The following is a 23731-nucleotide window of genomic DNA, read 5'->3' as shown; positions in this document are numbered from 1 at the left end:
AAGCTGGTCGCAGCCGAGCGACGGGCGCTTCAGGCACGTAGAGGGTTCACCGCTTGTGGGGCAGGTAACGATTAAATACACTTCGCCGGAGCCGGCTGGCCACGTCCGGTAGGCCTCGAAACCGCGTAGCGAACGCGCGGTTGGAAGTCGGAAAAAAGGTCGCACCCATCGACTGCCAACAGGAGACACGGCACATGAAAACCTCGACCTTCGCCGCGGCGCGCGGCCGCTTCCATCGGGCGCGCGCCGTTGTCGCCGTCGCGCTGTGCGCCGTGGCCGGCTTCGTGCACGCGCAGAACGTGACGGTCAATGTGGTGGACGTGGGCGGCGCGCTGGCGCTGCTGCAGGACGCCATCGAGAATTACAAGTCGAAGAACCCGAACGTCAAGTTCACCTTCACCAAGGCGCCTGCGCCCGAACTGCCGGGCAAGCTCAAGGCGATGCAGGCGGCGGGCCGTGCCGATATCGACCTGGTGCTGGGCGGACTGGACATTCTTTCCGCCGGCATCGAGCAAAGCCTCTGGGTGCGCGTGCTGCCGGACCAGGCCGCCAGATTCCCGGGCGTGATCGGCAACTACCTGCCGGAAGCGGCCAAGATGCAGGAACTGGCGCGCGACCAGGCGCTGGCGGTGGTCTTCATGCCGGCCGGGCCGCTGCTTGAATACAACCCCGACAAGGTCAAGCAGCCGCCCACCACGCCGGCAGAATTGCTCGCCTGGTGCAAGGCCAACCCGAACAAGTTGATCTATGCCCGGCCAGCGAACTCCGGCCCGGGGCGGGCTTTCCTGATGGGCTTGCCTTACCTGCTCGGCGACAAGGACCCGAAGGATCCGGTCAACGGCTGGGCCAAGACCTGGGCCTATCTGAAGGACCTGAATTCCTGCATCGAGTACTACCCCGGCGGCACGGCGGCCACGATGCGCGAGTTCGGCGAAGGCTCGCGCGACATGACCGTGAGCGTTACCGGCTGGGACATCAACCCGCGGGCATTGGGCGTGGTGCCCAAGAACTACAAGATCGCCGCGTTCAAGGACTTCACCTGGGTCAACGACACGCAATACATGATGGTCCCGAAGGGCCTGGCCGCCGAAAAGCAGGGCGTGGTGTTCGACGTGATGGCGCACCTGCTCCAGCCGGCGCAGCAGGCCTTGACCTACGACAAGGGCTACTTCTATCCCGGGCCGGCGGTGAAGAACGTGCCGCTGTCGATGGCGCCGAAAGAGAGCCAGGACGTGATCAGGGAATTCGGCCGTGCCGAATACGCCGAGTGGATCGCCAATCGGCCGCATGCGCAGCCGCTGGACTCGCAGTCGCTGGTCAAGGCGCTGCGCAAGTGGGATGAAGAGGTGGGCGCGCAGAAGACCAAGTAGCCGATCCGAAGCCGATTCGAAGCCGATTCGATGGCGCACGACTTCGCGACGCTGCGGCTCGAAGGGGTCACGCGCCGCTTCGGCACCGCGGCCGACGCGCCGGCGGCGCTCGACGGGCTCACGCTCGACATTCGCCGCGGCGAGTTCATCGCGCTGCTCGGGCCGTCGGGCTGCGGCAAGTCGACGGCCCTGAACTGCATCGCGGGCTTGCTGCCGCTGAGCGCGGGTTCGATCCATCTCGATGAACTGCGGGTCGATTCGCTGCCGCCGGAGCGGCGCGGCTTCGGCATGGTGTTCCAGAACTACGCGCTGTTCCCGCACATGACGGTGTCGAAGAACGTCGGCTTCGGCCTGCTGATGCGCGGCTTGCCGAAGGACGAGATCGACCGGCGCGTGCGGCGCGCGCTCGACCTGGTGCAGCTTGGCGCGCACGTGAACAAGCTGCCGGGCCAGATGTCGGGTGGGCAACAGCAGCGCGTGGCGATTGCGCGCGCCATCGTCATCGAGCCGCCGCTGATCCTGATGGACGAGCCACTGTCGAACCTCGATGCCAAGCTGCGGCTGGAGATGCGCACCGAGATACGCCGTATCCACGGCGAGCTGGGCCGGACCACGCTGTATGTGACGCACGACCAGGACGAGGCGCTGTCGCTGGCCGATCGCATCGTCGTGATGAAGGACGGGCGCGTGCAGCAGGTCGATACGCCGGCTGTCATCTACGGCCAGCCGGCCAACCTGGCGGTCGCGCGCTTCATGGGCTACCGCAACGAACTGATGGTCGAGGCGACGGAGCAGGGCGGCAGGACCGAACCGCGCGGACCGGGAATTCGCCTGGTTGGGACACGGGTTGCGAATGAACGCATTCCGCAGGGCAGGGCGGTCGCATGCATCCGGCCGGATGAAATGTTCTTCGTCGATTCGGGCGGAGATGTCGCAAACCGCATCGAAGCCATTGTCGAGACCGTCGAGTACTACGGTCGCGAATCGCTCTTCATGCTGCGCACCGCGGATGGCGTGCGCCTGTTTGTTCGCAGCGCGGGCGGCGCCAGGCCGGGGGATGCGGTGTCGGTCTCTGCGGCGGCGGATCGGGTGCTGGTGTATCCACAGGAAGCAGCCCCGTGAACCAGCAGCCATCGAACATCGGCGGCTTCTGGCGCGACCCGGCGCTGTGGATGGCGCTGCCGGCCACGGTTTTCATGCTGCTGGTGTTCGTCTACCCCTTCCTCGACGGATTGCGCCTGTCGTTCCTGCCAATGGAAGGCGGCGGCGCGCTGGCCAACTACAGGAAGTTCTTCGACACGGGCTCGCTCTGGCAAACCATCGGCACGACGATGAAGCTGGCGCTGCCCGCAACGCTGATCAACGTGGGCATCGCCGTACCCCTGGCCTACCGTCTGCGCCACAAGACGCGCTACCAGAAGGTGGCCACGACCATCCTCACGATCCCGCTGACGCTGGGCACCGTGCTCATCGCCGAAGGCATGCTCACCTACTTCGGGCCGCGCGGCTGGTTCTCGCAGGCCGTGCAGGCACTGCACCTGTACGACGGGCCGGTGCGGCTCACGCACAACTACTGGGGCGTGCTGATTTCACTGGTGATCTCGGGTTTTCCGTTCGCCTTCCTGCTGTTGCTCTCGTATGTGACGGGCATCGATCCGGTGCTGTCGCGGGCCGCGGCCACGCTCGGCGCCACGCCTGCGCGGCAATTCCGCCACATCGTGTTGCCGTTGCTCGCGCCGGGGCTGGCGATGACGTTCTGCCTCGCGTTCGTGCAGGCGTTTTCGGTGTTTCCGTCGGCTGTCCTGCTGGGAGCACCCGCCGGGCCGACGCGCGTGATTTCGATCGCCGCGTATGAAGCGGCGTTCGAGAACTACGACTACTCGATGGCGTCCTGCATCGCGATGATCATGGGCGGCGTGCAGTTGGTCGTCGTGGTCTTCGTGCTCGCATTGCGCGGCCTTGCCTATCGCGGACCTGTGAGCGGAGGCAAGGGATGAACGCGCACGACCATTGGCCGAGCCGCCTCTGGAACCTGCTGGTCGTGTCGGTCATGACGCTGTTCCTGCTGAATGTGGCGCTGATGATCGTCTCGGTCGGCACCAACTCGGTGGCGCAGCGCTGGTTCGGGACTTTCCTGCCGGAGAGCTTCACCTTTCACTGGTACGCCGCCGCATGGAAGGAGTTCCAGCTTGGCGACGTGCTCTTCGTCACCCTCCAGGTGGTGGTGGCTGTCGTCGTGCTCTCGGTGCTCATCGGCGTGCCCGCGGCCTACACGATGGCGCGCCGCAGCTTTCCGGGCAAGCGGGCGCTGATGATGCTGTTCCTGCTGCCCATGATGATTCCGCCGATCACCTACGGCATTCCGCTGGCGACGGTGCTCTACAAGCTGCACCTCGGCGGCACGCTGGCCGGCGTGATCCTGGCCAACCTGCTGCCGGCCTTGCCCTTTGTCATCCTCGTCATGACGCCCTTCATCGAGCAGATCGATCCGAACATCGAGGCGGCGGCGCGGGTCTTTGGCGCGAGGACGTGGCAGACCTTTCGATACGTGCTGGTGCCGCTGCTGATGCCGGGCATCCTGGCCGCCTCGCTGCTGGTATTGGTGCGCACGATCGCGATGTTCGAACTCACGTTCCTGTCTGCCGGGCCGAGTTCGCAGACGCTGGTGGTCGCGCTGTACTACGCCGTGTTCGCGGCCGGCGTTCGCGCGCCGCAATCGATCGACGCGATGGCGATCGTGTACATGACGGTCACGCTGCTCTGGTTGCTGATCGCGATGCGCTTCGTGAGCCCGACGCAATTGGTGTCGCGTGTACGCGAAAGGGCGTGAAACACCCCCGAAGCGCCTGCGGCGCTTCCCCCTCGAGGGGGCGCACCCAGCGGCCCGGCAAAGCCGGTTCCGCGGGGGAAATCAAACACCCCCGAAGCGCCTGCAGCGCCTCCCCCTCCAGGGGGCGCACCCAGCGGCCCGGCAAAGCCGGTTCCGCGGGTGCCCACGAACAGACTTCGCGGGGCTCGTCCTGGTTTCATGCGTCGCGGGAAAACTAGGATAAAACACCCCCGATGCGCCTGCGGCGCTTCCCCCTCCAGGGGGCGCACCCGGCGGACCGGCAAAGCCGGTTCCGCGGGTGCCCACGAACAGACTTCGCCGTGCTCGTCCTGGTTTTGTGGGTCGCAGGTCACGCGTGGCGGAAAACTGGTTTGAGGGTCAGGGCTCGGGCGCGCCGAGCCGTTGCGATATTTGCCGGGCGCACGCCTTCAGCGCCTTGGCCAGTTCCCCATCCCAATGGCTGTCGAACACCCCCGCCGCGCCGATCGCCGTGATCGACAGCACGATCGCGCCCTTGTGGTCGAACACCGGTGCCGCCATCGCATTGATGCCCGGGACGATCTCGCCGGTGGAACGGCTCAGGCCATGGCGCTTGACCTCTTCGAGCTCCAGCTCGAACTCGCGCCAGGTCGGCATGGGCGCCGAGACCGGCATGCCGGGCTGCGGCGTGGGATCGACGCGGTCGCGCTGCTTGCGACGCGCGCGTTCCTCCTCCAGCAACTGCTTGACGACAGGTGCCTGCATGTAAGCGCCGAACAGGCGGCCGGATGCGGTGCTGGTCAGCGAGAACACGGTGCCGTGCCGCATCACCACATGCACCGCGGCGGGCGACTCCGCGATCCGCACGATGGTGGCACCGCGGTCGCCCCACACGGCGATCGCGACGGTCTGCCCGATGCCGAGCGCCAGTGCGTCGATCAATGGCGTCGCGATCTGCACCGGGTTGTTCTGCTGCAGCCCGATCAAACCCAGTTGCATTGCGAGCGGGCCCAGCAGATATTGCCCGCTGATGGGATCCTGTTCGATCAACCCGAGTCGTCCGAAGCTGACCATGTACGGATGCGCCTTGGCCGGCGCCATGTCGGCGTCGCGGGCGAGGTCGCCCAGCGCCATCGGCCGGCCGTGATGCACCAGCGCGCGCAGCAACTGGCCGCCCACTTCGACGCTTTGTATCCCGCGCTGCTGCCGCGCTTCGCCTTCTTCGCTCATGTCGGTACCTTAGGTTTTGCCATCGAATTAGACAACGACAAACGCGTTAAGCCTTAAGTTCAGGGAAAACCCTAGTTAATCATTAACAAATTGATTCGCTCTAGACGAATCATTGATTGGATAATTGCAAACACGTTAGGTTTAGTCAAACATCAACCGGAGCCGCCCCCGATGACCGCCACCGCAACCGCCACCAAGAAATTCGCCTCCCAGGCCGACCTCGAAGAGAAGAACGTCACGTTCAGCCAGATCTCCGAACATGCCTGGGCCTACACGGCCGAAGGCGACCCGAACACCGGCATCATCATCGGCGACGACGCCGTGCTGGTCGCTGACACGCAAGCCACGCCGGCCATGGCCGCCGACGTGATCCGCCGCATCCGCGAAGTGACCGACAAGCCGATCAAGTACGTCGTGCTCACGCACTACCACGCGGTGCGCGTGCTCGGTGCCAGCGCCTACAAGCCCGACCACATCCTCGCGAGCCAGGACACCTATGACCTGATCGTCGAACGCGGCGAGCAGGACAAGGCCAGCGAGATCGGCCGCTTCCCGCGCCTGTTCCAGAACGTCGAGACGGTGCCGGCAGGCATGACCTGGCCGACCATGACCTTCACCGGCAAGATGACCCTCTGGCTGGGCAAGCTCGAAGTGCAATTGCTGCAACTCGGCCGCGGCCATACCAAGGGCGATACCGTCGTCTGGCTGCCGGGCGAGGGTGCGCTGCTGTCGGGCGACCTGGTCGAATTCGGCGCCACGCCCTATGCGGGCGATGCCTACTTCAAGGACTGGCCGAAGACGCTCGACAACATCGCAGCGCTCAAGCCCAAGGCGCTCGTGCCCGGACGCGGCGCTGCGCTCACCACGCCCGACGAAGTGGCCAAGGGCCTCAGCGAAACCCGCGACTTCATCGCCGACGTGTATGCCAACGTGCAGAAGGGCGTGGCCGCGGGCAAGGACCTGAATGCCGTCTACAAGGACACCTTTGCCGCGCTCAAGCCGAAGTACGGCCACTGGGTCATCTTCGACCACTGCATGCCCTTCGACGTGACGCGCTGCTACGACGAAGCCACCCAATACACCGACCCGCGCATCTGGACCGCCGAGCGCGACGTCGAGATGTGGAAGACGCTCGAAGGCTGATCCACCCTACGCGCCCCGCAGGAGACACACCATGCAATTGAACGAACTTGCGTCACGCAAGGGGGATGCCGTCGACTACCAGAAACTGGTGTTCGACTATGTGCGCCATCCGGACCAGGACGCTTCGACGCCGGTGCGTCGGCCCGTGGTCGTGGTGGGGGCAGGGCCGGTAGGCCTCTCGCTGGCCATCGACCTGGCGCAGCGCCACGTCCCGGTCGTGCTGCTCGACAACGACAACACGCTGTCCACCGGTTCGCGCGCCATCTGCTTTGCCAAGCGCACGCTGGAAATCTTCGACCGGCTCGGCTGCGGCGACCGCATGGTCGACAAGGGCGTGTCGTGGAACGTCGGCCGCGTGTTCTTCAAGAACGAGCAGATCTACAGTTTCGACCTGCTGCCCGAAGCAGGCCATTCGCGGCCGGCCTTCGTCAACCTGCAACAGTATTACGTCGAAGGGTTCCTGGCCGAGCGTGCGGCCGAGTTGCCGTTGATCGACTTGCGCTGGAAGAACAAGGTCGCGGGCGTGGTTCAGCATGCGGACCACGTCACCTTGACGGTCGAGACGCCCGACGGCCCGTACCTGCTGGAAGCCGACTACGTTGCCGCCTGCGACGGCGGCCGTTCGAGCGTGCGCCAATTGCTCGGCCAGGAAAGCAAGGGCCGCCAGTTCAAGGACCGCTTTCTCATCGCCGACGTGAAGATGAAGATGGACCGGCCGGCGGAGCGTTGGTTCTGGTTCGATCCGGAGTTCCATCCCAACCAGAGCGTGCTGCTGCACATGCAGCCCGACAACGTCTGGCGCATCGACTTCCAGCTCGGCTGGGATGCCGATCCCGAGGAAGAAAAGAAGCCCGAGAAGATCATCCCGCGCGTCAAGGCGCTGCTCGGCGAAGACGCGCAGTTCGACCTCGAGTGGGCCAGCGTCTACACCTTCTCGTGCCTGCGCATGAGCCAGTTCCGCCATGGCCGCGTGTTGTTCGCGGGCGACTCGGCGCATGGCGTGTCGCCGTTCGGGGCGCGCGGCGCCAACTCGGGCGTGCAGGATGCGGAAAACCTGGCCTGGAAGCTCGCGGCGATTCTGAATCGCCAGGCATCCGATGCGCTGCTCGACAGCTACGGCCTGGAACGCGAATACGCTGCCGACGAGAACATCCTGAATTCGACGCGCGCTACCGACTTCATCACGCCCAAGAGCGAGATCAGCCGGCTGTTCCGCGACGCGGTGCTGGAACTGGCGAAGTCGCATGCGTTCGCGCGGACCCTCGTCAACAGCGGCCGTCTCTCGGTGCCGGCCACGCTGCGCACTTCGTCGTTGAACACGCCCGACGCCGAGGCATTCAACGGCCGCATGGTGCCGGGTGCCGTGGCTTCCGATGCGCCGCTGGTCCGGGCGGACGGCAGCGTGGGATGGTTGCTGGAACGTGCCGGTGGCGAGGACTTCACCGCGCTGGTGTTCGGCATGGACGTCAAGTCCGACCGGGCGGCGCGCGCCGTGGCCGAAGCGGCGGCGGCGGCGCACGTGCCGGTCAAGACCGTGGTCGTGCCGCTCGATGACGCCCATGCGCTGGCGGCCCAACGCTATGACGCAGAGGTCGGTACCGTCTACCTGCTGCGCCCCGACCAGCATGTTTGCGCGCGCTGGAGACAGCCCGATGCAGCGGGCATCCGTGCCGCGCTGGACCGTGCCCTCGCCTGGGCCTGAAGGAAATCACATGTTGCAAGTCACCCAACCCCGACTCGTCACCGCCTCGAATCTCGACGCGCCGGACGATTTCTACGAAGCGCTGATCGAAGCGCATCAAGGCCTCTCGACGGAAGAAAGCCACGCCTTCAATGCGCGTCTTGTCTTGCTGCTGGCCAACCACATCGGCTCGATGCCGGTGCTGCGCGAGGCCTTCGCAGCGGCCCGTCGCGCCTGAACATCACTCTCGAGAACAGTCCATGACCACACCACTCGCCTACCAGACGGGCTTTGGAAACGAATACGCCACCGAGGCCGTGCCCGGCGCGTTGCCGCAGGGGCGCAACAGCCCGCAGCGTGCACCGCTCGACCTGTATCCGGAGCTGATCTCAGGCACCGCCTTCACCGCGCCGCGCCACGAGAACCGGCGCACCTGGCTGTATCGCCGTCAGCCCTCCGTGGTGGCGGGCCGCTACCAGCCCTATTCGCAATCGAGCTGGCAAACCGGTGGCGACCGCAGCGTCGCACTGCCGCCCGAACCGCTGCGCTGGCATCCGATGCCGATGGATGCCGCGGAGCAGGTCGATTTCATCGACGGCATGCAGACGCTCGCGGCCAATGGCGATGCAGAGGCGCAGACCGGCATCGGCGCGCTGGTCTACATCGCGGGCCGTTCGATGGAACGGCGTGCCTTGGTCAATTCGGATGGCGAGATGCTGTTCGTGCCGCAGCAGGGCCGCATCGTGCTCACCACCGAAATGGGCGTGCTCGAGGTGAAGCCCGGCGAGATCGCGCTGGTGCCGCGGGGCGTCGTGTTCAAGGTCGGCCTGCCCGACGGCGTTTCGCGCGGTTATGCCTGCGAGAACTACGGCGCGCAATTCCGCCTGCCCGAACTGGGCCCGATCGGCTCCAACGGCCTGGCGAATGCACGCGACTTCCAGGCGCCCGTCGCGGCCTACGAGAAGGAAGAGGGTGGCTATGAACTCGTCAAGAAGGCCGGCGGCCGCTTCTGGCGCGCGCCGACAAGCCACTCGCCGTTCAACGTGGTCGCATGGCACGGCAACCTGGCGCCGGTGAAGTACGACACCGCGCACTTCATGACCATCGGCTCGATCAGCTTCGACCATCCGGACCCGTCGATCTTCACCGTGCTCACCTCGCCGAGCGACACACCCGGCACCGCCAACTGCGACTTCGTGATCTTTCCGCCGCGCTGGCTGGTGATGGAAGACACCTTCCGTCCGCCCTGGTACCACCGAAATCTGATGAGCGAATTCATGGGCCTGGTGTACGGCGAATACGACGCCAAGCCCGGCGGCTTCAAGCCGGGCGGCGCGAGCCTGCACAACTGCATGGTGCCGCACGGACCCGACGAAGAAGCCTTCGACAAGGCGAGCAACGCCGACCTGAAGCCGCAGAAGCTCGACAACACGCTGGCCTTCATGTTCGAGAGCCGCTACCGCTTCCTGCCGACCGCGTGGGCGCTGTCGAGCAACTCGCTCGACCAGGACTACGCCGACTGCTGGGCTGGCCTGAAAGACCAATTCAGGAAGTAGGTCCGCCCCCCAGGCGCCGCGCACGTCGTGCGCTCCTTCAGCCCCCTGCCGGGGGCAACACCAGCGGCGCGGCGTCGCCGGTTCCGCTGTTTCCCCAAAGAACTTGAAAGAATCCCCGTGAACCCATTGAACGCCACACATGACCCGAAGCTGCGCAGCTGGGTCGAATCCGCGAATGTGCCGGGCTGCGACTTCCCGATCCAGAACCTGCCTTTCGGCCGCTTCCGTCCGGCCGGCAGCCAGGAGGCGTTTCGCATCGGCGTGGCCATCGGCGACCGCGTGCTGGACCTGGCCGCGGCCCACGTGATCGACCATGCCGACATGAACCTGCTCATGGCGGCCACGCCTGCGGAGCGCGCCACGCTGCGCGCCGCGCTGTCCGAGGACCTGCGCGAAGGCAGCCCGCGGCAGAAGCATTGGCAGCTCGCGCTGTATGCCCAGGCCGATGTCGAGATGGGCGTGCCTTGCACCATCGGCGACTACACCGATTTCTACACCGGCATCCACCACGCGACCACGGTCGGCAAGCTGTTCCGGCCCGACCAGCCGCTGATGCCCAACTACAAGTGGGTGCCCATCGGGTATCACGGCCGGGCCTCGTCCATCGGCGTGAGCGGCCAGCGCTTCCCGCGGCCGAAAGGGCAGACCAAGGCGCCCGATGCCGATACGCCGGTCTTCGGCCCGTCCAAGCGGCTCGACTACGAGCTCGAGCTGGGCTTCTTCATCGGCCAGGGCAATGCGCTGGGCGAGCCGATCGGCATCGTAGAGGCCGAGCAGCACCTGTTTGGCGTGACCCTGCTCAACGACTGGTCGGCGCGCGACCTGCAGGCCTGGGAATACCAGCCGCTCGGACCCTTTCTCTCGAAGAACTTCGCCACCACGCTTTCACCCTGGCTCGTGACGATGGAAGCCCTCGCGCCGTTTCGCGCGAAGGCCTTCGAGCGCCCGGCCGGCGACCCGGCGCCGTTGCCCTACCTCGACAGCGACGTGAACCGGCACACCGGCGCCCTGGACATCACGCTGGAGGTCTGGCTGCAGACCGCGAAGATGCGCGCCGCCGGCGAGCCCGCCACGCGCCTCACGCGCGGCAACACCACGCAGGCGGCCTATTGGACGCCGGCGCAACTGGTCGCGCACCACACGGTCAACGGCTGCAACCTGCAGCCCGGCGACCTGCTGGGCTCGGGCACGCTGTCGGGCCCCGAGCCCGACCAGGCCGGCTCGCTGCTGGAACTCACGCTGGGCGGCAAGAACCCGATCACGCTTCCCAACGGCGAGCGCCGCACCTTCCTGGAGGACGGCGACACGCTCACGCTGCGCGGCTACTGCGAGCGCGACGGCGCGGTGCGCATAGGCCTCGGCGAAGTCAGTGGAACCATCACGGGAGCCTGAGCATGAGCGCAGCAATCCGGGCAACCGCGCCCACGATCGACATCGGCCGCGTGCTGGACGATGGCCCCTACACCGGCATGCAGAAGCTCGTCGTCTTCATGGCCGCGCTGGCCATCGTCATGGATGGATTCGACGGCCAGTTGATCGGCTTCGCGATCCCGTCGCTGATCAAGGAATGGGGCATCACGCGGGGCGCATTCGCACCCGCGGTGGCGGCGGGCCTGCTCGGCATGGCGATCGGCAGCGCCTGCGCCGGCCTGTTCGCGGATCGCTTCGGCCGGCGCATGGCGGTGATTGCCAGCGTCTTCATCTTCGGCGCCGCGACTTGTTGCATCGGCTTTGCGCCGGACGTGCTGGCCATCGCCGCACTGCGCTTCGTGGCCGGCCTGGGCATCGGCGGAGCGCTGCCGAGCTCGACCACCATGACGGCGGAGTTCACGCCCGCGCGGCGGCGAACGCTGGCGGTGACGGTGACCATCGTCTGCTATCCGCTCGGCGGCATGCTCGCGGGGCTGTTCGCCGCAGAGGTGTTGCCGGCGTATGGATGGCGGGGGCTGTTCTGGATCGGTGGCCTGTTCCCGATCGCACTGAGCATCGCGTTGTTCTTCCTGCTGCCGGAATCGCCGCGTTTTCTCGCCCGCCACAGCGACCGTTGGCCGGAGTTGGGCAAGCTCCTGCAGCGCATGTCCAGGCCCACCTCGGCAAACACCATGTACGTCGATGCGGCAGAGCAGGCCACGGAAAAACGCGCCGGATTCACGTCGCTGTTCGAGACCGGCCGCGCACGCGACACGCTGGCTATCTGGGCCGCCTTCTTCATGTGCCTGCTGGCGGTCTACAGCGCCTTCAGCTGGTTGCCGACGATGCTGGCCGCGGAAGGACTGCCGCCAGCGGTTGCGGGCTCGGGCTTGACGGCCTACAACCTGGGTGGCGTGTTCGGTCCCTTGCTGTGCGCGGTGGCCATCACCCGCTTCGGCTCGCGCTGGCCGCTGGCGTTGTGCGCGATGGGCGCGGCGATCAGCGCGTTTGTCCTGCAGGGTGTCGACGTGTCGCACAACACGCGCTGGCTGATCTTCGGCATCGGCGTGCACGGCCTGTTCGTCAACGCGGTGCAATCGACGATGTATGCGCTGTGCGCCTATGTGTATCCGACGGCCGTGCGGGCCACGGGCACGGCGTCGGGTCTGGCCTTCGGCCGCCTCGGTGCGATCTTGAGCGCCTTTGCCGGCGCGGCCGTGATCACGTTGGGCGGCGCTTCGGCCTACCTGGCCATGCTGGGGCTCGCAATGGTGTTCGTGGTCGTGGCATTGCTGATGGTCAAGCGCCACATTCCTGGCGTCGGGCGCGCCCACGGCGCAGGTGTCAAGCCGGCGGTTGCGCACTGAACAGCCGGACCCTGGGCGCGGGCAGGGGACTATCGGGGGCAGCACAACTGCCTTCACCCGATATTCCCCGCCATGATGAAACTGGACGATCCCCTGCACGAGGCGGGAGATGCGGCGCGGCAGGCCGTTGCGCATCGGGCCTCGACCGCGTCGAGGGACAATCGAGGGCTGCACACCTGCTCGGCCCACGAAATCCTTCCATGAACCAACTCGACGACCCCCTGCACGATGCCGAAGTCGGCTCGCGCGACAGCACCATCGACACCACCCGCATCGACGACGTGCGCATCGGCGCCGTTCGTCCCCTCATCACCCCCGCCTTGCTGCAGGAGCGCGTGCCGGTGCGCGACAACACGCTGGCCCTCGTCGAAAGCAGCCGCGCGAGGATTGCCGACGTGCTCCATGGCCGCGACGAGCGCCTCGTCGTGGTGGTCGGGCCGTGTTCCATCCACGACCATGACCAGGCGCTCGAATACGCGCACCGGCTGAAGGCCGTGGCCGACGAGCTTCAAGACGACCTGGTGATCGTGATGCGCGCCTACTTCGAAAAGCCGCGCACCACGGTCGGATGGAAGGGCTACATCAACGATCCGCACCTGGACGGCAGCTTTGCCATCAATGAAGGCCTCGAGCGCGCGCGCCGCCTGCTGCTGGAGTTGACGACGCTGGGGCTGCCGACCGGCACCGAGTTTCTCGACCTGCTGAGCCCGCAGTTCGTCGCCGACCTGATCGCCTGGGGCGCCATCGGCGCGCGCACCACGGAGAGCCAGAGCCATCGCCAGCTGGCGTCGGGGCTGAGCTGCCCGATCGGCTTCAAGAACGGCACCGACGGCAGCATCAAGGTGGCGGCCGACGCCATTCTTGCGGCACGTGCGCCGCATGCCTTCATGGGCATGACGAAGATGGGCATGGCGGCCATCTTCGAGACGCGTGGCAACGACGACTGCCATGTCATCCTGCGTGGCGGCAAGGCGCCCAACTATTCGGCGGCGGACGTTACGGCCAGTTGCGTGGCGCTGCGCGCCAACGGCCTGCGAGAGCAGGTCATGGTCGACTTGTCTCACGGCAACAGCAGCAAGCAGCACCAGCGCCAGATCGTCGTGGCGCACGACGTGGCCGGGCAGATTGCCTCGGGCGACCGCCGGATCACCGGCGTGATGATCGAAAGCCACCTGGAAGAAGGCCGGCAGGATCTCGTCGCCGGCACGCCGTTGAAGCATGGCGTGTCGATCACCGATGCGTGCATCAGCTTCGTGCAGACGGTGCCGGTGCTTCACGAGCTTGCATCCGCGGTGAAGGCGCGCCGCAAGATTCCTGGCTGAGCAGGCGCAACGAAGGAGAACCCATGACCGGAGACATTGCCCGACAAACCCTCGGCGACCTGCTGCGCCGTACGAGCCGTCGCTACCCCGACAAGCTGGCGATCCAGTGCGGATCGACTGCCTGGACCTACCGCGAGTTCGACTCGGTGTGCACGCGGCTGGCGAATGGCCTCGTGGCGCAGGGCGTGGAGGTTGGCGATCGCGTGGCCGTGCTGTCGCGCAACTCGCATGCCTTCGCGGCGCTGCGATTCGCGGTGGCGCGCGTGGGCGCGGTGCTGGTTCCGGTCAACTTCATGCTCAACGCCGACGATGCGCGCTACATCCTGCAGCATGCCGGTGCGCGCATGCTGTGCGTGGATTCGGAAGACGCCGCGCTTGCGCGTGCGGCGATAACCGGCACAGAGGTGCAAAAGCTGGTGTGGCTTCCGGCCGAACAAGCCTCTGCGCCGGAGCCGGGCATGCTGGCATTCGACGACCTGCTGCTCGACGGTCCCGCACCCGAGCGCGCATTGAATGGTTCGATGCTGGCGCAGATCGTCTACACCAGCGGCACCGAGTCGCGGCCCAAGGGCGCGATGCTGACGCATGACGCCATCATCTCGGAATACGTGACCTGCCTGGTCGACATCGAGCTCACTGCCTCCGACCGGCTGCTGCATGCGCTGCCGCTCTATCACTGCGCCCAGCTCGATGTGTTCCTCGGCCCATCCGTCTATGTGGGCGCGACCAACATCATCACGAGCAAGCCGACCGCGCCCAACCTGCTGGCCATGATGGTCGCGCACGGCATCAATTCGTTCTTCGCGCCGCCCACCGTCTGGATCTCGTTGCTGCGTGCGCCGGAATTCGGGCAGACCGACTTGTCGCTGCTCAAGAAGGGCTACTACGGCGCGTCGATCATGCCGGTCGAGGTGTTGAAGGAGATGCAGCAGCGCATGCCGCACCTGCGGCTCTGGAACCTCTACGGCCAGACCGAGATCGCCCCCGTCGCAACCGTGCTGAAGCCGGAGGACCAGCTCCGCAAAGCGGGCTCGGCCGGCAAGGCGGCGCTCAACGTCGAGACGCGCCTGGTCGACGACGACATGCTCGACGTGAAGCCGGGCGAGGTCGGCGAGATCGTGCACCGCTCGCCGCAGTTGCTCTCCGGCTACTTCAACGATGAGCCGCGCACGGCCGCCGCATTCCATGGCGGCTGGTTCCACAGCGGCGACCTCGGCACGATGGACGACGAGGGCTACATTACCGTCGTCGACCGCAAGAAGGACATGATCAAGACCGGTGGCGAGAACGTCTCCAGCCGCGAGGTGGAAGAGGCGATCTACCGGGTGGAGGGCGTCTCCGAGGTCGCGGTGATCGGCGTGCCCGACCCGAAGTGGATCGAGGCGGTGACGGCCGTGGTGGTGCTCAAGCGGGGCGTGGACATGACCGAGGAACAGGTGCTGGCGGCCTGCGCCGGGCGTCTTGCCGGCTTCAAGCTGCCCAAGCGCGTGATCCTGACGGACGCACTGCCGAAGAATCCGACTGGAAAGTTGCTCAAGCGCGAGCTGCGCCTGATGTACGCGGGCGAAACGGGCGTGGCCCAGGCGCCCGGTCGGGCGGGCGGTCGACCGGTGTAGACTGCCCGGTTTTTCTCCTCTGGCGATATGGTGCAAGTGTCACGGCGCACAGGTTTCACCGGATCGGCGCTCATTCGCTTGCTGGCTCGACTGACCGACAACGGCGTCCCCGAATCGAAACAGGCCTTTGCGGAGCGATTGAGCCATTGGCTCGGTTGGACCGACGCCATCTCCCTGTCATCGGCGTTGAATGGCCCCCCGGCGAGTGCAAATTCTGGCGCGCGTTCCTCCGCAAGCGCCGAGGAACGCGAATGCACGCGGGTGCGAACCGCGCTGGTCAAGGCCATCACCGAAGGCACTGCTTTCACGGCCGATGACTTCGCCCCGTACCGTCAGCGCTACCTCGCCCGGCAACAGGCGATGGAGGCGGGCATCGGCCCCTTGCGCGGTCGCCTGCGGGCCGTGCTGGCGGCCAGGTCGCCTGCCATGGCGCGGCTGGCGTCGGTGGATGCGGTCATGGAGCAGGCGCTGGAAGCGCACGAGCACCGGCTGCTGGCGACCGTGCCCGCGTTGCTCGAAAAGCATTTCAAGCGCTTGCGCCAGGCCCACCAGGCGGCGCTGGACGATGCGCAGGTGCCGGTCGGTTCGGAAGAAAGTGGAGGCCCGCCCGCAGCGTGGCTGGAGGCGTTCGGCAAGGCCATGCAAGGCGTGTTGCTTGCCGAACTGGATATTCGATTGCAACCGGTCGAAGGGCTGCTCGAAGCCCTTCGCGTGAAGTAACTATTTCGACATGAACAGATTTCTTCATTACGCCGCCTTCTTCGTGGGCCTGGCCGCCGTGTGCTGGGTCGGCGCGGGGTACGTCGGCACCAACCCGTTGGCGCTGGCGATCACGCTGCTGGTCGGCGCGTTCTACCTGATGGGTGCGCTGGAACTCCTTCACTTCCATCAGGCGACGGCCACGCTGGCACGCGCCGTTGCGGACAAGGCCGAGCCCCCGGCCGGCCTGGGCCAATGGCTCGAACAACTCCATCCCTCGCTGCAGAACCCCGTGCGGCTGCGCGTCGAGGGCGTGCGCGTCGGATTGCCCGGCCCGGCCATGACGCCGTACCTGGCAGGGCTGCTGGTGCTGCTGGGGATGCTGGGCACCTTCCTCGGCATGGTGGTCACGCTGAACGGCACCGGCGTGGCGCTTGAAAGCGCGTCGGACGTGCAGGCCATCCGCTCGTCGCTGGCGGCACCGGTCAGGGGCTTGGGACTGGCCTTCGGCACGTCGGTCGCGGGCGTGGCCGCATCAGCGATGCTGGGCCTGGTGTCGGCCCTGTGCCGGCGCGACCGGCTTCAGGCTGCGCAACTGCTCGATACACGCATCGCGACCAGCTTGCGCGTCTTCTCGCTAGCCCACCAGCGCGAGGAGTCCTTCAAGCTGCTGCAGCGGCAGGGCCAGGCGATGCCGGAACTGGTGGGTCGGCTGCAGGACATGCTGGCGGCGATGGACCGTCAAAGCCAGGCGTTGAACGAGCGCATCGTCTCCAGCCAGGACCGCTTTCATGAGAAGGCCGAGGCTGTGTATGCGGGTCTTGCGACCTCCGTCGGCCAGTCCCTGAAGGAAAGCCTGACCGAAAGCGCCCGCGTTGCCGGTGCGACGATCCAGCCGGTCGTCGAGGCCGCGATGGCCGGAATCGCGCGCGAAGCAGCGACGTTGCACGACACCGTCGAGCACAGCGTGCAGCAGCAGCTCGACGGCTTGTCGACCCGGCTCGAGGCCACCACCGGCGCCGTTACGGACATCTGGAAGACCGCACTCGCCGAGCACCAGCGCGCGACCGAAGTCCAGTCCGGCGACTTGCGCACGTCGCTCGATCGCTTCGCCGAGACCTTCGAGCAACGTTCGGCATCGCTTGTGGAAGGCGTCTCCGACCGGCTGGAAAAAACTGCGAGCAGCGTCTCGGACACCTGGGGCAGTGCGCTCGCACAGCACCAGCGCGTCAGCGAGAAGCTGTCAGGCGATGCTCACCAGGCCCTGGCGTCGGCCGCGGCAAGCTTCGGGCAGCACACCGCCTCGCTGCTGCAAACAGTGGACCAGGCGCATGCCAGCCTGCAGATGGAGATGGCCTCGCGCGACGAACAGCGGCTCGCGGCCTGGACCCAGGCGCTCGAAGCAATGGCCGCGACGCTGCAGCAGGAATGGCAGCAAGCGGGCGCGCGAGCCGAGCACCGGCAGCAGCAAATCTGCGAGACGCTGGCGCAGACCGGGCGCGACATCTCGGCCCAGTCGGAAGCGCACGCAAGCAACACGATCGCCGAGATCGCACAGCTCATGCAGGCGGCTTCGGAAGCACCTCGGGCCGCTGCCGAAGTGATCGGCGAACTGCGCCAGAAGCTGTCCGACAGCATGGCGCGCGACAACGCGATGCTGGAGGAGCGCAGCCGGATCCTCGAAACGCTGGAAACCCTGCTCGGTGCGGTGAACCATGCCTCCACCGAACAGCGCGCGGCCATCGACGCGCTGGTCGCTGCGTCGGCGGATGTGCTGGAGCGCGTCGGCACACGCTTCACGGACAAGGTCGAGGCGGAAACCGTGAAGCTGGCCGACGTTGCCGCGCAGGTCACCGGCAGCGCCGTCGAGGTGGCGAGCCTGGGCGAAGCGTTCGGACTCGCCGTGCAACTGTTCAGCCAATCGAACGACAAGCTGGTGGCGCACCTGCAGCGCATCGAAGGCGCGCTTGGCAAGTCCATCGCGCGAAGCGACGAGCAACTCGACTACTACGTGGCGCAGGCGCGCGAAGTCATCGACCTGAGCATCATGTCTCAGAAGCAGATCGTCGAGGACCTGCAGCAGCTTGCCAGCCAGAGGGCCCTCGCGGGCAGCGAAGCGTGATGACCGAGGACCTTGTCGACGCCGGCATGGAGCCGACGGTGCCGGTATGGGCCGTCTTCGGCGATCTGATGTCGGGACTGCTGGGCGCCTTCGTGCTGATCCTGGTGTGCGTGCTCGGCATGCAACTGGACCTCGCGACGAAGCTGGAGGCCGAGGTCAAGCAGCGGCAGGCGGAGTCGCAGCGCCGCGAAGCACTCGAGAAGGCGCTGGAAGGGCCGCTGGCCGCCGGCCGGGTGACGTTGAACAACGGCCGCATCGGCATCAGCGGCAGCGTGCTGTTTGCCTTCAACTCCGCCGAGTTGCAGCCCGAAGGCCGGCAGTTGCTGAAGAGCCTGGCCGCGCCGCTCGCCAAGTACCTGCACTCGCGCGACGAGATCCTGATGGTGAGCGGCTTCACCGACGACCGGCAGGTGCGCGGCGGCAACCGCCAGTTCGCGGACAACTGGGAACTGTCGGCCCAGCGGGCCTTGACGGTGACGCGGGCGTTGATCGAGGACGGCCTGCCGTCGGGCTCGATATTTGCCGCGGCGTTCGGGTCCGGGCAGGCGGTGGCGTCGAATGCCGATGCCGACGGGCGATCGAAGAACCGACGCGTGGAAATGGCGCCGACGCCGCGGCCGTCCAATGCCATCATCGCCAAGCCCGGTGCGTAGCGACGAGTCGCCTGCAGGTGGCGCGGCGTCCGTGGTCGGCGACATGGGCTTCGCTGCGACCACGACCAGGACCACGACCACGACCACGACCACGAGCACGAGCACGAGCACGACCACGAGCACGACCACGAGCACGACCGCGACCACGACGACGATCGAGGCGTGGCGCAAGCAGGGCGCTCATCGCCTGGATCCTGTCCGCTTTCGTTTCATCGAGGCAATGGCCAGAAGGGCGGCCGCGCACAGCGGCAACGCGCGGCGCATCCTGGACGACAAGCTCGCCAGGCTGCTGGAGGCGTATGGCGACGATCTGGAGAAGGCTGGCCCGACGGCACCGCGTTCTGCTTCCCTGAGCGCGAGCCAGCCGGCCCCAGGCCTTCGCGGGCCGCTTGCCGAACTCGTCGACCACATCGGGCGGGTTGCGCCGTCCCACGCGAGCGGCCCGGCCGCCGACGGCACGGCGCCCCCACCCGCCGGCACTCACGAATTGAAGACGCTCAGCCACTTCAGGAGCACATGGTCCAAGCTCAGCGCCGATCGGCGGCTGACGCAGTCGCTGGCGAAGGTGCCGGAAAACGCCGGCCCGCTCAACTCGCAACACCTCGTGCATCAGGCGCTGACGCTGATGCGCGACCTGTCGCCGGAATACCTCAACAGGTTCATGGCGCATGTCGACACGTTGTTGTGGCTCGAGCAGGCGAATGGGGGGAATGCTGCAGCGGGTAGCGACAGCCCGCGCGCCGAGGGTCAGAGGAAGGCTGGTCGCGGCAAGTCCGGTTGAAACGCGGCCGGCATGAACTTTCAGGAGGTGGTGATTCTTACCGAATACTCGTCGATTTACGCGAGGTACGACATTGGCTGCCACGGCGACGCTTTCGAGCAACCAGCCTGCTGACCTGCGACCCGCATCTTGAAGGGCTTCCCGGCGTGAAACTGCACTCGAAATCCGTTGGGCATCAGAGTACGTAGCCGACCTGAAGAGCACGTTTGCGGCGCGTTCACCGGCTCACCGCCCGACCATCCCCACCACCTTCTCCCGCAGCCGCCGCATCCCGCGAATCCAGCGGTCGTAGTCGGCAGTCTTGCGTTGCAGGAAGGTCAGCACTTCAGGATGCGGCAGTACCAGGAAGCGTTCTTCGCGCATCGCGTTGATCACTTCGCCGGCCACGGTCTCCGGCGACACCGCGCCTTCGCCGAGAAAGCTCTTGCTGCGTTGCTCTCCATCCGCGCCCACCAGCATCGGCGTGAGCACGCCTTGCGGGCACAGGCAACTCACGCGGATGCCGCGGTCGCCGTGCGCGATCGAGAGCCATTCCGCAAAACCGACGGCTGCATGCTTGGTGACGGAATAGGGCGCGGCATTCACCTGGCTCAGCAGGCCGGCGGCGGAGGCCGTCTGCACCAGGTAGCCTTCGCCACGCGCGAGCATCTGGGGCAGCACCGCGCGCGCCGCGTAGACATGCGCCATCAGGTTCACGTCCCAGTGGCGCTGCCAGTCGGCATTGGCCGCGTCTTCATCGGCCCGCACGATGATGCCGGCGTTCGAGCAGAACACGTCGACCTGCCCGAAGCGCTCGGTCGCCGCCCGTACGAGCGCCTGCATTTCCGATTCGATGGCGACGTTCACGCCAACGCCCATGCCGCCAATCGATTCGGCGACGCGCCGGGCTCCATCCGCATCGAGGTCCGCCACCACCACGCCGCGCGCACCTTCCTGCGCAAAGCGCTCGCACAGCGCCTTGCCGATGCCGGATGCACCACCGGTGACCACGACGACCTTGCCCTTGATGTCCATCTCGAACGCTCCTTCAGCAGGTCACGCCGCCGTCGATCACGAGGCTTTGGCCGGTCATGAAAGAACCAGCCTGCGATGCGAGGAAGACTGCAGCGCCGGCGATTTCGTCGGGCTCCCCGATGCGGCGCAGCGGCGTCATGGCGGTGCGTTGCTTCAGTCCCTCGGGGTCCTCCCACAAGGCCCGCGCGAAGTCGGTCTTGATGAGGCCGGGCGCAATGCAGTTGACCCGCACGTTGTGCGGCCCGTATTCGACGGCGAGGTTGCGCGCAAGCTGCATGTCGGCCGCCTTCGACACGCAGTAGGCGCCGATGATCGGCGAGCCGCGCAGGCCACCGATCGACGACACGATGATGACCGCGCCGTCCCTGCGCTCGATCATCTGCGGCACCGCGAAGCTGATCAGCCAATGGTTGGCGATCACGTTGTTCTCGAGGATCTTGCGGAACTGGTCGTCCTCGATGCCTGCGAACGGGCCGTAGTACGGGTTCGACGCCGCGTTACACACCACGATGTCGATCTTGCCAAGCTGGCGATTCGTTTCATCGACCAGATGCTTCAGTTCCTGCTTCGACGAAATGTTGGCCGGCACCGAGATGGCCGAGCCTTCGCCATGCCTGCGGTTGATGGCGTCGCGCACTTCCTCGCAGGACCCGGCCTTGCGCGACGAGATCACGACCTTCGCGCCGTGCTCCGCCAGCCGCTCGGCAATGGCGCGGCCGATGCCACGGGATGAGCCGGTGACGACGGCCACCTTGCCCGTCAGGGAAAACAGGGACATCAGGAACTCCTTGAAGAAATCCGGGCGCCAAGGTCAGGCGTGGAGGACGATGGCGGAGGCATTCGACGCGGCGCCTGCCTCAAACGAAGTGCTTTCTCAACGTGTGCAGCTTCCCGGTCGTCGCGGTGCCGGGCGCTCCCTTGTGCAGGTCGGCCATGGTCCAGTTCGGGTTGGGATTCGCAGCAGCCGTGACCTTGGTCTGGCGCTTGAAGTCGACCTTCGGCCGCACACCCGCGCCCTGATGGGTGAATATCAAGGTCATGTCGGCGACACTCTTGCGCGAGACGTCGTACGTATCGCACTGGCCGGCCGGCACGTTCAGGTCTGCGGCGATCTTCGGCGGGTTGTGGCCCTGGTTGAATCCCACGATCAGCAGGCGATCGATCTGGCGCCCGGCGATCTTGGCGGTGAGCCTGTCCAGAAGCTTCCTTGTGAACGCCTGCGGATTCACGCCAGCCCAGACATCCTGGGTGAAATGAGCGCCGACCAGCGTGTTCGCGAGACAAGCCACGACAGCCGAGCACGACGACACGCTCGGAAAGAGCAGCGGAGAACCCTCGCCGACCTGGTCCTCCGTGATGATCATGACGTTGTTGAACTGGGGCAATCGAATCTCCTGTTGGCCTTGGCAGCCGGGTCACGAGCGGTGACTCAATGCGCCCCAGCCAGATCGGCTTCCTTCACGGCATACACATCCACAGGCGCCGACTTGCCATGGAACAACGCCGGCCCCAGCGCCTCGACCGGAATGCGCCCGTCGAGTGCACCGTAGGTGGCGGGGTCGATGAGGATCGAGCGTTGGGCCAGCTTGGTGTGGGCCTCCAGCCGGGCAGCGAGGTTCACGGTGTCGCCGATGCAGGTGTAGGTCGCGCGTTGCTGCGTGCCGGTGTAGCCGGCCACCATCTCGCCGGTGGCGATGCCCACGCCGATGCGGATCTCCGACTTGTGGGTCGCGGTGCGCTCCAGGTTCAACAGGCCGACCATCTCGACCATGTCGAGCGCCGCGCGCACTGCGCACCCGCCGTGGTCGTCGAGCGGCAGCGGTGCGCCGAAGATCGCCATGAGCCCGTCGCCGATCATCTGGTTGACTACGCCGCCGTGGCTGGTGATCGCCTCGAACATCAGCGTGTAGTAGGTGTTCAGCAGTTCGATCGTTTCTTCGGGCGATTGCGACTCGACGATGGCGGTGAAGCCGCGGATGTCGGAGAACATCACCGTGGCCTGCACGCGGCGGCCGCCGAGCGCAAAGCCGGATTGCTGCAGGTCTTGCGCAACCTCGGATGTGGCAAAGCGGCGCACCATTTCCTTGAGCTGGTCGCGCAGGCGCTTCTTCTCCAGGCTGGCGCCGATGCGTGCCTTCAGCAGCACCGCGTTGACCGGCTTGTGCAGATAGTCCTCGGCGCCCAGCTCGATGCAGCGCACGATGTCGGCTACGCCCTCCAGCGAGGAGGTCACGATCACCGGCAGGTCGCGCAGCCGGGTGTCCGCGCTCAGGTGCTCCAGCACCTCGAAGCCGGTCATCTCGGGCATTTCCATGTCGAGCAGCATCAGGTCGAAGGGGCCGCTGCGCAGCATCTCCAGCGCGATGCGGCCGTTCTCGGCGGTCTTGACGTTGTGGCCCTGCAATTCGAGGCTGCGGGTCAGCAGCAGGCGGTTGACCTTGTTGTCGTCAGCCACCAGCAGGCGAGCCGCTGTCTGGTGCGAGTCAGACATGGCACAGCGCCTTCAGCGACGCGTCGACGCGCAGGTATTCCTGTGTGAGCGCATCGAGTGCGTCCGACTGCCGTACGGCCGCGAAGCCGCCAAGTTCCAGGTCGCGCGCCATCGCGCCCAGCGTGAGCGCGCCGAAGGTGAGGCTGTTCGACTTGAGCGAATGCGCGGCACGCCGGAAGCTGTCGGCGTCGCCCGCGGCCAGCGAATCGCGAAGCTCCTTCAGCATTTCGGGCGCCTCCTCCAGGAAGGTCTGGACCAGCTCCGTCACGAACTCGGCGCCTGCGGCGTCCTGCAGTTCCGCAAAGGTGGCCTGGTCGATGGTCTCGTTGGTCATGTAGCCCCCACGCTTGTCACTTCGTGTACTGCGCTGCCCCCCAGGGGGGCCTTCGCAACTTGGAGCGGTCCGGCGTTGGTCATGTAGCCCCCACGCTTGTCACTTCGTGTACTGCGCTGCCCCCCGAGGGGGC

Annotated in this window: 22 protein-coding genes; 16 read left to right on the top strand and 6 right to left on the bottom strand. The window is 66.4% G+C overall.

Going from position 1 to position 23731, the window contains the following annotated elements; translation table 11 throughout:
• The first annotated feature begins 194 nt into the window (after positions 1-194).
• Genes WKW80_RS23960 through WKW80_RS23945 form a run of 4 tightly spaced genes read left to right on the top strand, consistent with a single transcriptional unit; the run spans position 195 to position 4200 of the window.
• On the top strand, positions 195-1370 hold the full coding sequence (locus WKW80_RS23960) for an extracellular solute-binding protein (protein ID WP_340366070.1): 1176 nt from the start codon (positions 195-197) through the stop codon (positions 1368-1370).
• A gap of 30 nt (positions 1371-1400) precedes the next feature.
• A complete protein-coding gene (locus tag WKW80_RS23955) occupies positions 1401-2492 on the top strand; it encodes an ABC transporter ATP-binding protein (RefSeq protein WP_340366069.1) in 1092 nt (363 codons plus the stop codon).
• Between the two features lie 50 nt (positions 2493-2542).
• Entirely contained in the window at positions 2543-3367 is an 825-nt protein-coding gene (locus WKW80_RS23950; RefSeq protein WP_340366077.1) for an ABC transporter permease, read from the top strand.
• Complete coding sequence (locus WKW80_RS23945) at positions 3364-4200, top strand: ABC transporter permease (RefSeq protein WP_340366068.1); 837 nt, start codon at positions 3364-3366, stop codon at positions 4198-4200. The genes WKW80_RS23950 and WKW80_RS23945 overlap by 4 nt, the downstream gene beginning before the upstream one ends.
• A 378-nt stretch (positions 4201-4578) precedes the next feature.
• On the opposite strand, the gene WKW80_RS23940 is transcribed toward WKW80_RS23945, so the two are convergent.
• On the bottom strand, positions 4579-5409 hold the full coding sequence (locus tag WKW80_RS23940) for an IclR family transcriptional regulator (protein WP_340366067.1): 831 nt from the start codon (positions 5407-5409) through the stop codon (positions 4579-4581).
• A 171-nt stretch (positions 5410-5580) separates the two neighbouring features.
• Between WKW80_RS23940 and WKW80_RS23935 the strand changes: the two genes are divergently transcribed.
• From WKW80_RS23935 to WKW80_RS23880, 12 genes are all read left to right on the top strand, one after another.
• On the top strand, positions 5581-6552 hold the full coding sequence (locus tag WKW80_RS23935; protein WP_340366066.1) for an MBL fold metallo-hydrolase: 972 nt from the start codon (positions 5581-5583) through the stop codon (positions 6550-6552).
• Between the two features lie 31 nt (positions 6553-6583).
• Complete coding sequence (locus WKW80_RS23930; protein ID WP_340366065.1) at positions 6584-8254, top strand: FAD-dependent oxidoreductase; 1671 nt, start codon at positions 6584-6586, stop codon at positions 8252-8254.
• Positions 8255-8264: 10 nt separating this feature from the next.
• Positions 8265-8471, top strand: a complete 207-nt coding sequence (locus WKW80_RS23925) for a DUF2783 domain-containing protein (RefSeq protein ID WP_340366064.1) — start codon at positions 8265-8267, stop codon at positions 8469-8471.
• Between the two features lie 22 nt (positions 8472-8493).
• The gene (gene hmgA / locus WKW80_RS23920) at positions 8494-9789 is read left to right on the top strand and encodes a homogentisate 1,2-dioxygenase (protein ID WP_340366063.1); all 1296 of its coding nucleotides are present in this window, start codon (positions 8494-8496) and stop codon (positions 9787-9789) included.
• Between the two features lie 117 nt (positions 9790-9906).
• Positions 9907-11181 carry a fumarylacetoacetase gene (fahA, locus tag WKW80_RS23915; RefSeq protein WP_340366062.1) on the top strand — a complete coding sequence of 425 codons (1275 nt, stop codon included), beginning with the start codon at positions 9907-9909 and terminating at the stop codon, positions 11179-11181.
• A 2-nt stretch (positions 11182-11183) separates the two neighbouring features.
• Positions 11184-12566 (top strand): MFS transporter, encoded by a 1383-nt coding sequence (locus tag WKW80_RS23910; RefSeq protein WP_340366061.1) that lies wholly within the window; start codon positions 11184-11186, stop codon positions 12564-12566.
• Between the two features lie 200 nt (positions 12567-12766).
• Positions 12767-13888 carry a 3-deoxy-7-phosphoheptulonate synthase gene (locus WKW80_RS23905; RefSeq protein WP_340366060.1) on the top strand — a complete coding sequence of 374 codons (1122 nt, stop codon included), beginning with the start codon at positions 12767-12769 and terminating at the stop codon, positions 13886-13888.
• 23 nt (positions 13889-13911) lie between these two features.
• Positions 13912-15504 (top strand): acyl-CoA synthetase, encoded by a 1593-nt coding sequence (locus tag WKW80_RS23900; protein WP_340366059.1) that lies wholly within the window; start codon positions 13912-13914, stop codon positions 15502-15504.
• 27 nt (positions 15505-15531) lie between these two features.
• Positions 15532-16224, top strand: coding sequence for a DUF3348 domain-containing protein (locus WKW80_RS23895; protein WP_340366058.1), 693 nt, complete (start codon positions 15532-15534; stop codon positions 16222-16224).
• A 10-nt stretch (positions 16225-16234) separates the two neighbouring features.
• Complete coding sequence (locus WKW80_RS23890; RefSeq protein ID WP_340366057.1) at positions 16235-18325, top strand: DUF802 domain-containing protein; 2091 nt, start codon at positions 16235-16237, stop codon at positions 18323-18325.
• On the top strand, positions 18325-18978 hold the full coding sequence (locus tag WKW80_RS23885) for an OmpA family protein (protein ID WP_340366056.1): 654 nt from the start codon (positions 18325-18327) through the stop codon (positions 18976-18978). Before WKW80_RS23890 ends, WKW80_RS23885 begins: the two co-directional genes overlap by 1 nt.
• A complete protein-coding gene (locus tag WKW80_RS23880; RefSeq protein ID WP_340366055.1) occupies positions 18950-19759 on the top strand; it encodes a DUF2894 domain-containing protein in 810 nt (269 codons plus the stop codon). Before WKW80_RS23885 ends, WKW80_RS23880 begins: the two co-directional genes overlap by 29 nt.
• Positions 19760-19984: 225 nt before the next feature.
• On the opposite strand, the gene WKW80_RS23875 is transcribed toward WKW80_RS23880, so the two are convergent.
• The 5 genes from WKW80_RS23875 to WKW80_RS23855 form a co-directional block, all read right to left on the bottom strand.
• A complete protein-coding gene (locus WKW80_RS23875) occupies positions 19985-20773 on the bottom strand; it encodes an SDR family oxidoreductase (RefSeq protein WP_340366054.1) in 789 nt (262 codons plus the stop codon).
• Positions 20774-20786: 13 nt separating this feature from the next.
• Positions 20787-21551: an SDR family NAD(P)-dependent oxidoreductase gene (locus WKW80_RS23870; RefSeq protein WP_340366053.1), complete on the bottom strand. Its 765-nt coding sequence runs from the start codon at positions 21549-21551 to the stop codon at positions 20787-20789.
• A 79-nt stretch (positions 21552-21630) separates the two neighbouring features.
• Positions 21631-22158, bottom strand: a complete 528-nt coding sequence (locus tag WKW80_RS23865) for a hypothetical protein (RefSeq protein WP_340366052.1) — start codon at positions 22156-22158, stop codon at positions 21631-21633.
• A gap of 44 nt (positions 22159-22202) precedes the next feature.
• Positions 22203-23264 carry an adenylate/guanylate cyclase domain-containing protein gene (locus tag WKW80_RS23860; RefSeq protein WP_340366051.1) on the bottom strand — a complete coding sequence of 354 codons (1062 nt, stop codon included), beginning with the start codon at positions 23262-23264 and terminating at the stop codon, positions 22203-22205.
• Positions 23257-23598 carry an Hpt domain-containing protein gene (locus tag WKW80_RS23855; RefSeq protein WP_340366050.1) on the bottom strand — a complete coding sequence of 114 codons (342 nt, stop codon included), beginning with the start codon at positions 23596-23598 and terminating at the stop codon, positions 23257-23259. Before WKW80_RS23855 ends, WKW80_RS23860 begins: the two co-directional genes overlap by 8 nt.
• Positions 23599-23731 lie beyond the last annotated feature (133 nt).

This window comes from Variovorax humicola, from assembly GCF_037889915.1.
In the GTDB taxonomy this organism is placed as follows: domain Bacteria; phylum Pseudomonadota; class Gammaproteobacteria; order Burkholderiales; family Burkholderiaceae_C; genus Variovorax; species Variovorax humicola.
Note: the sequence above shows the minus strand (reverse complement) of the source record. Positions and strands in the feature narration are given on the sequence as shown.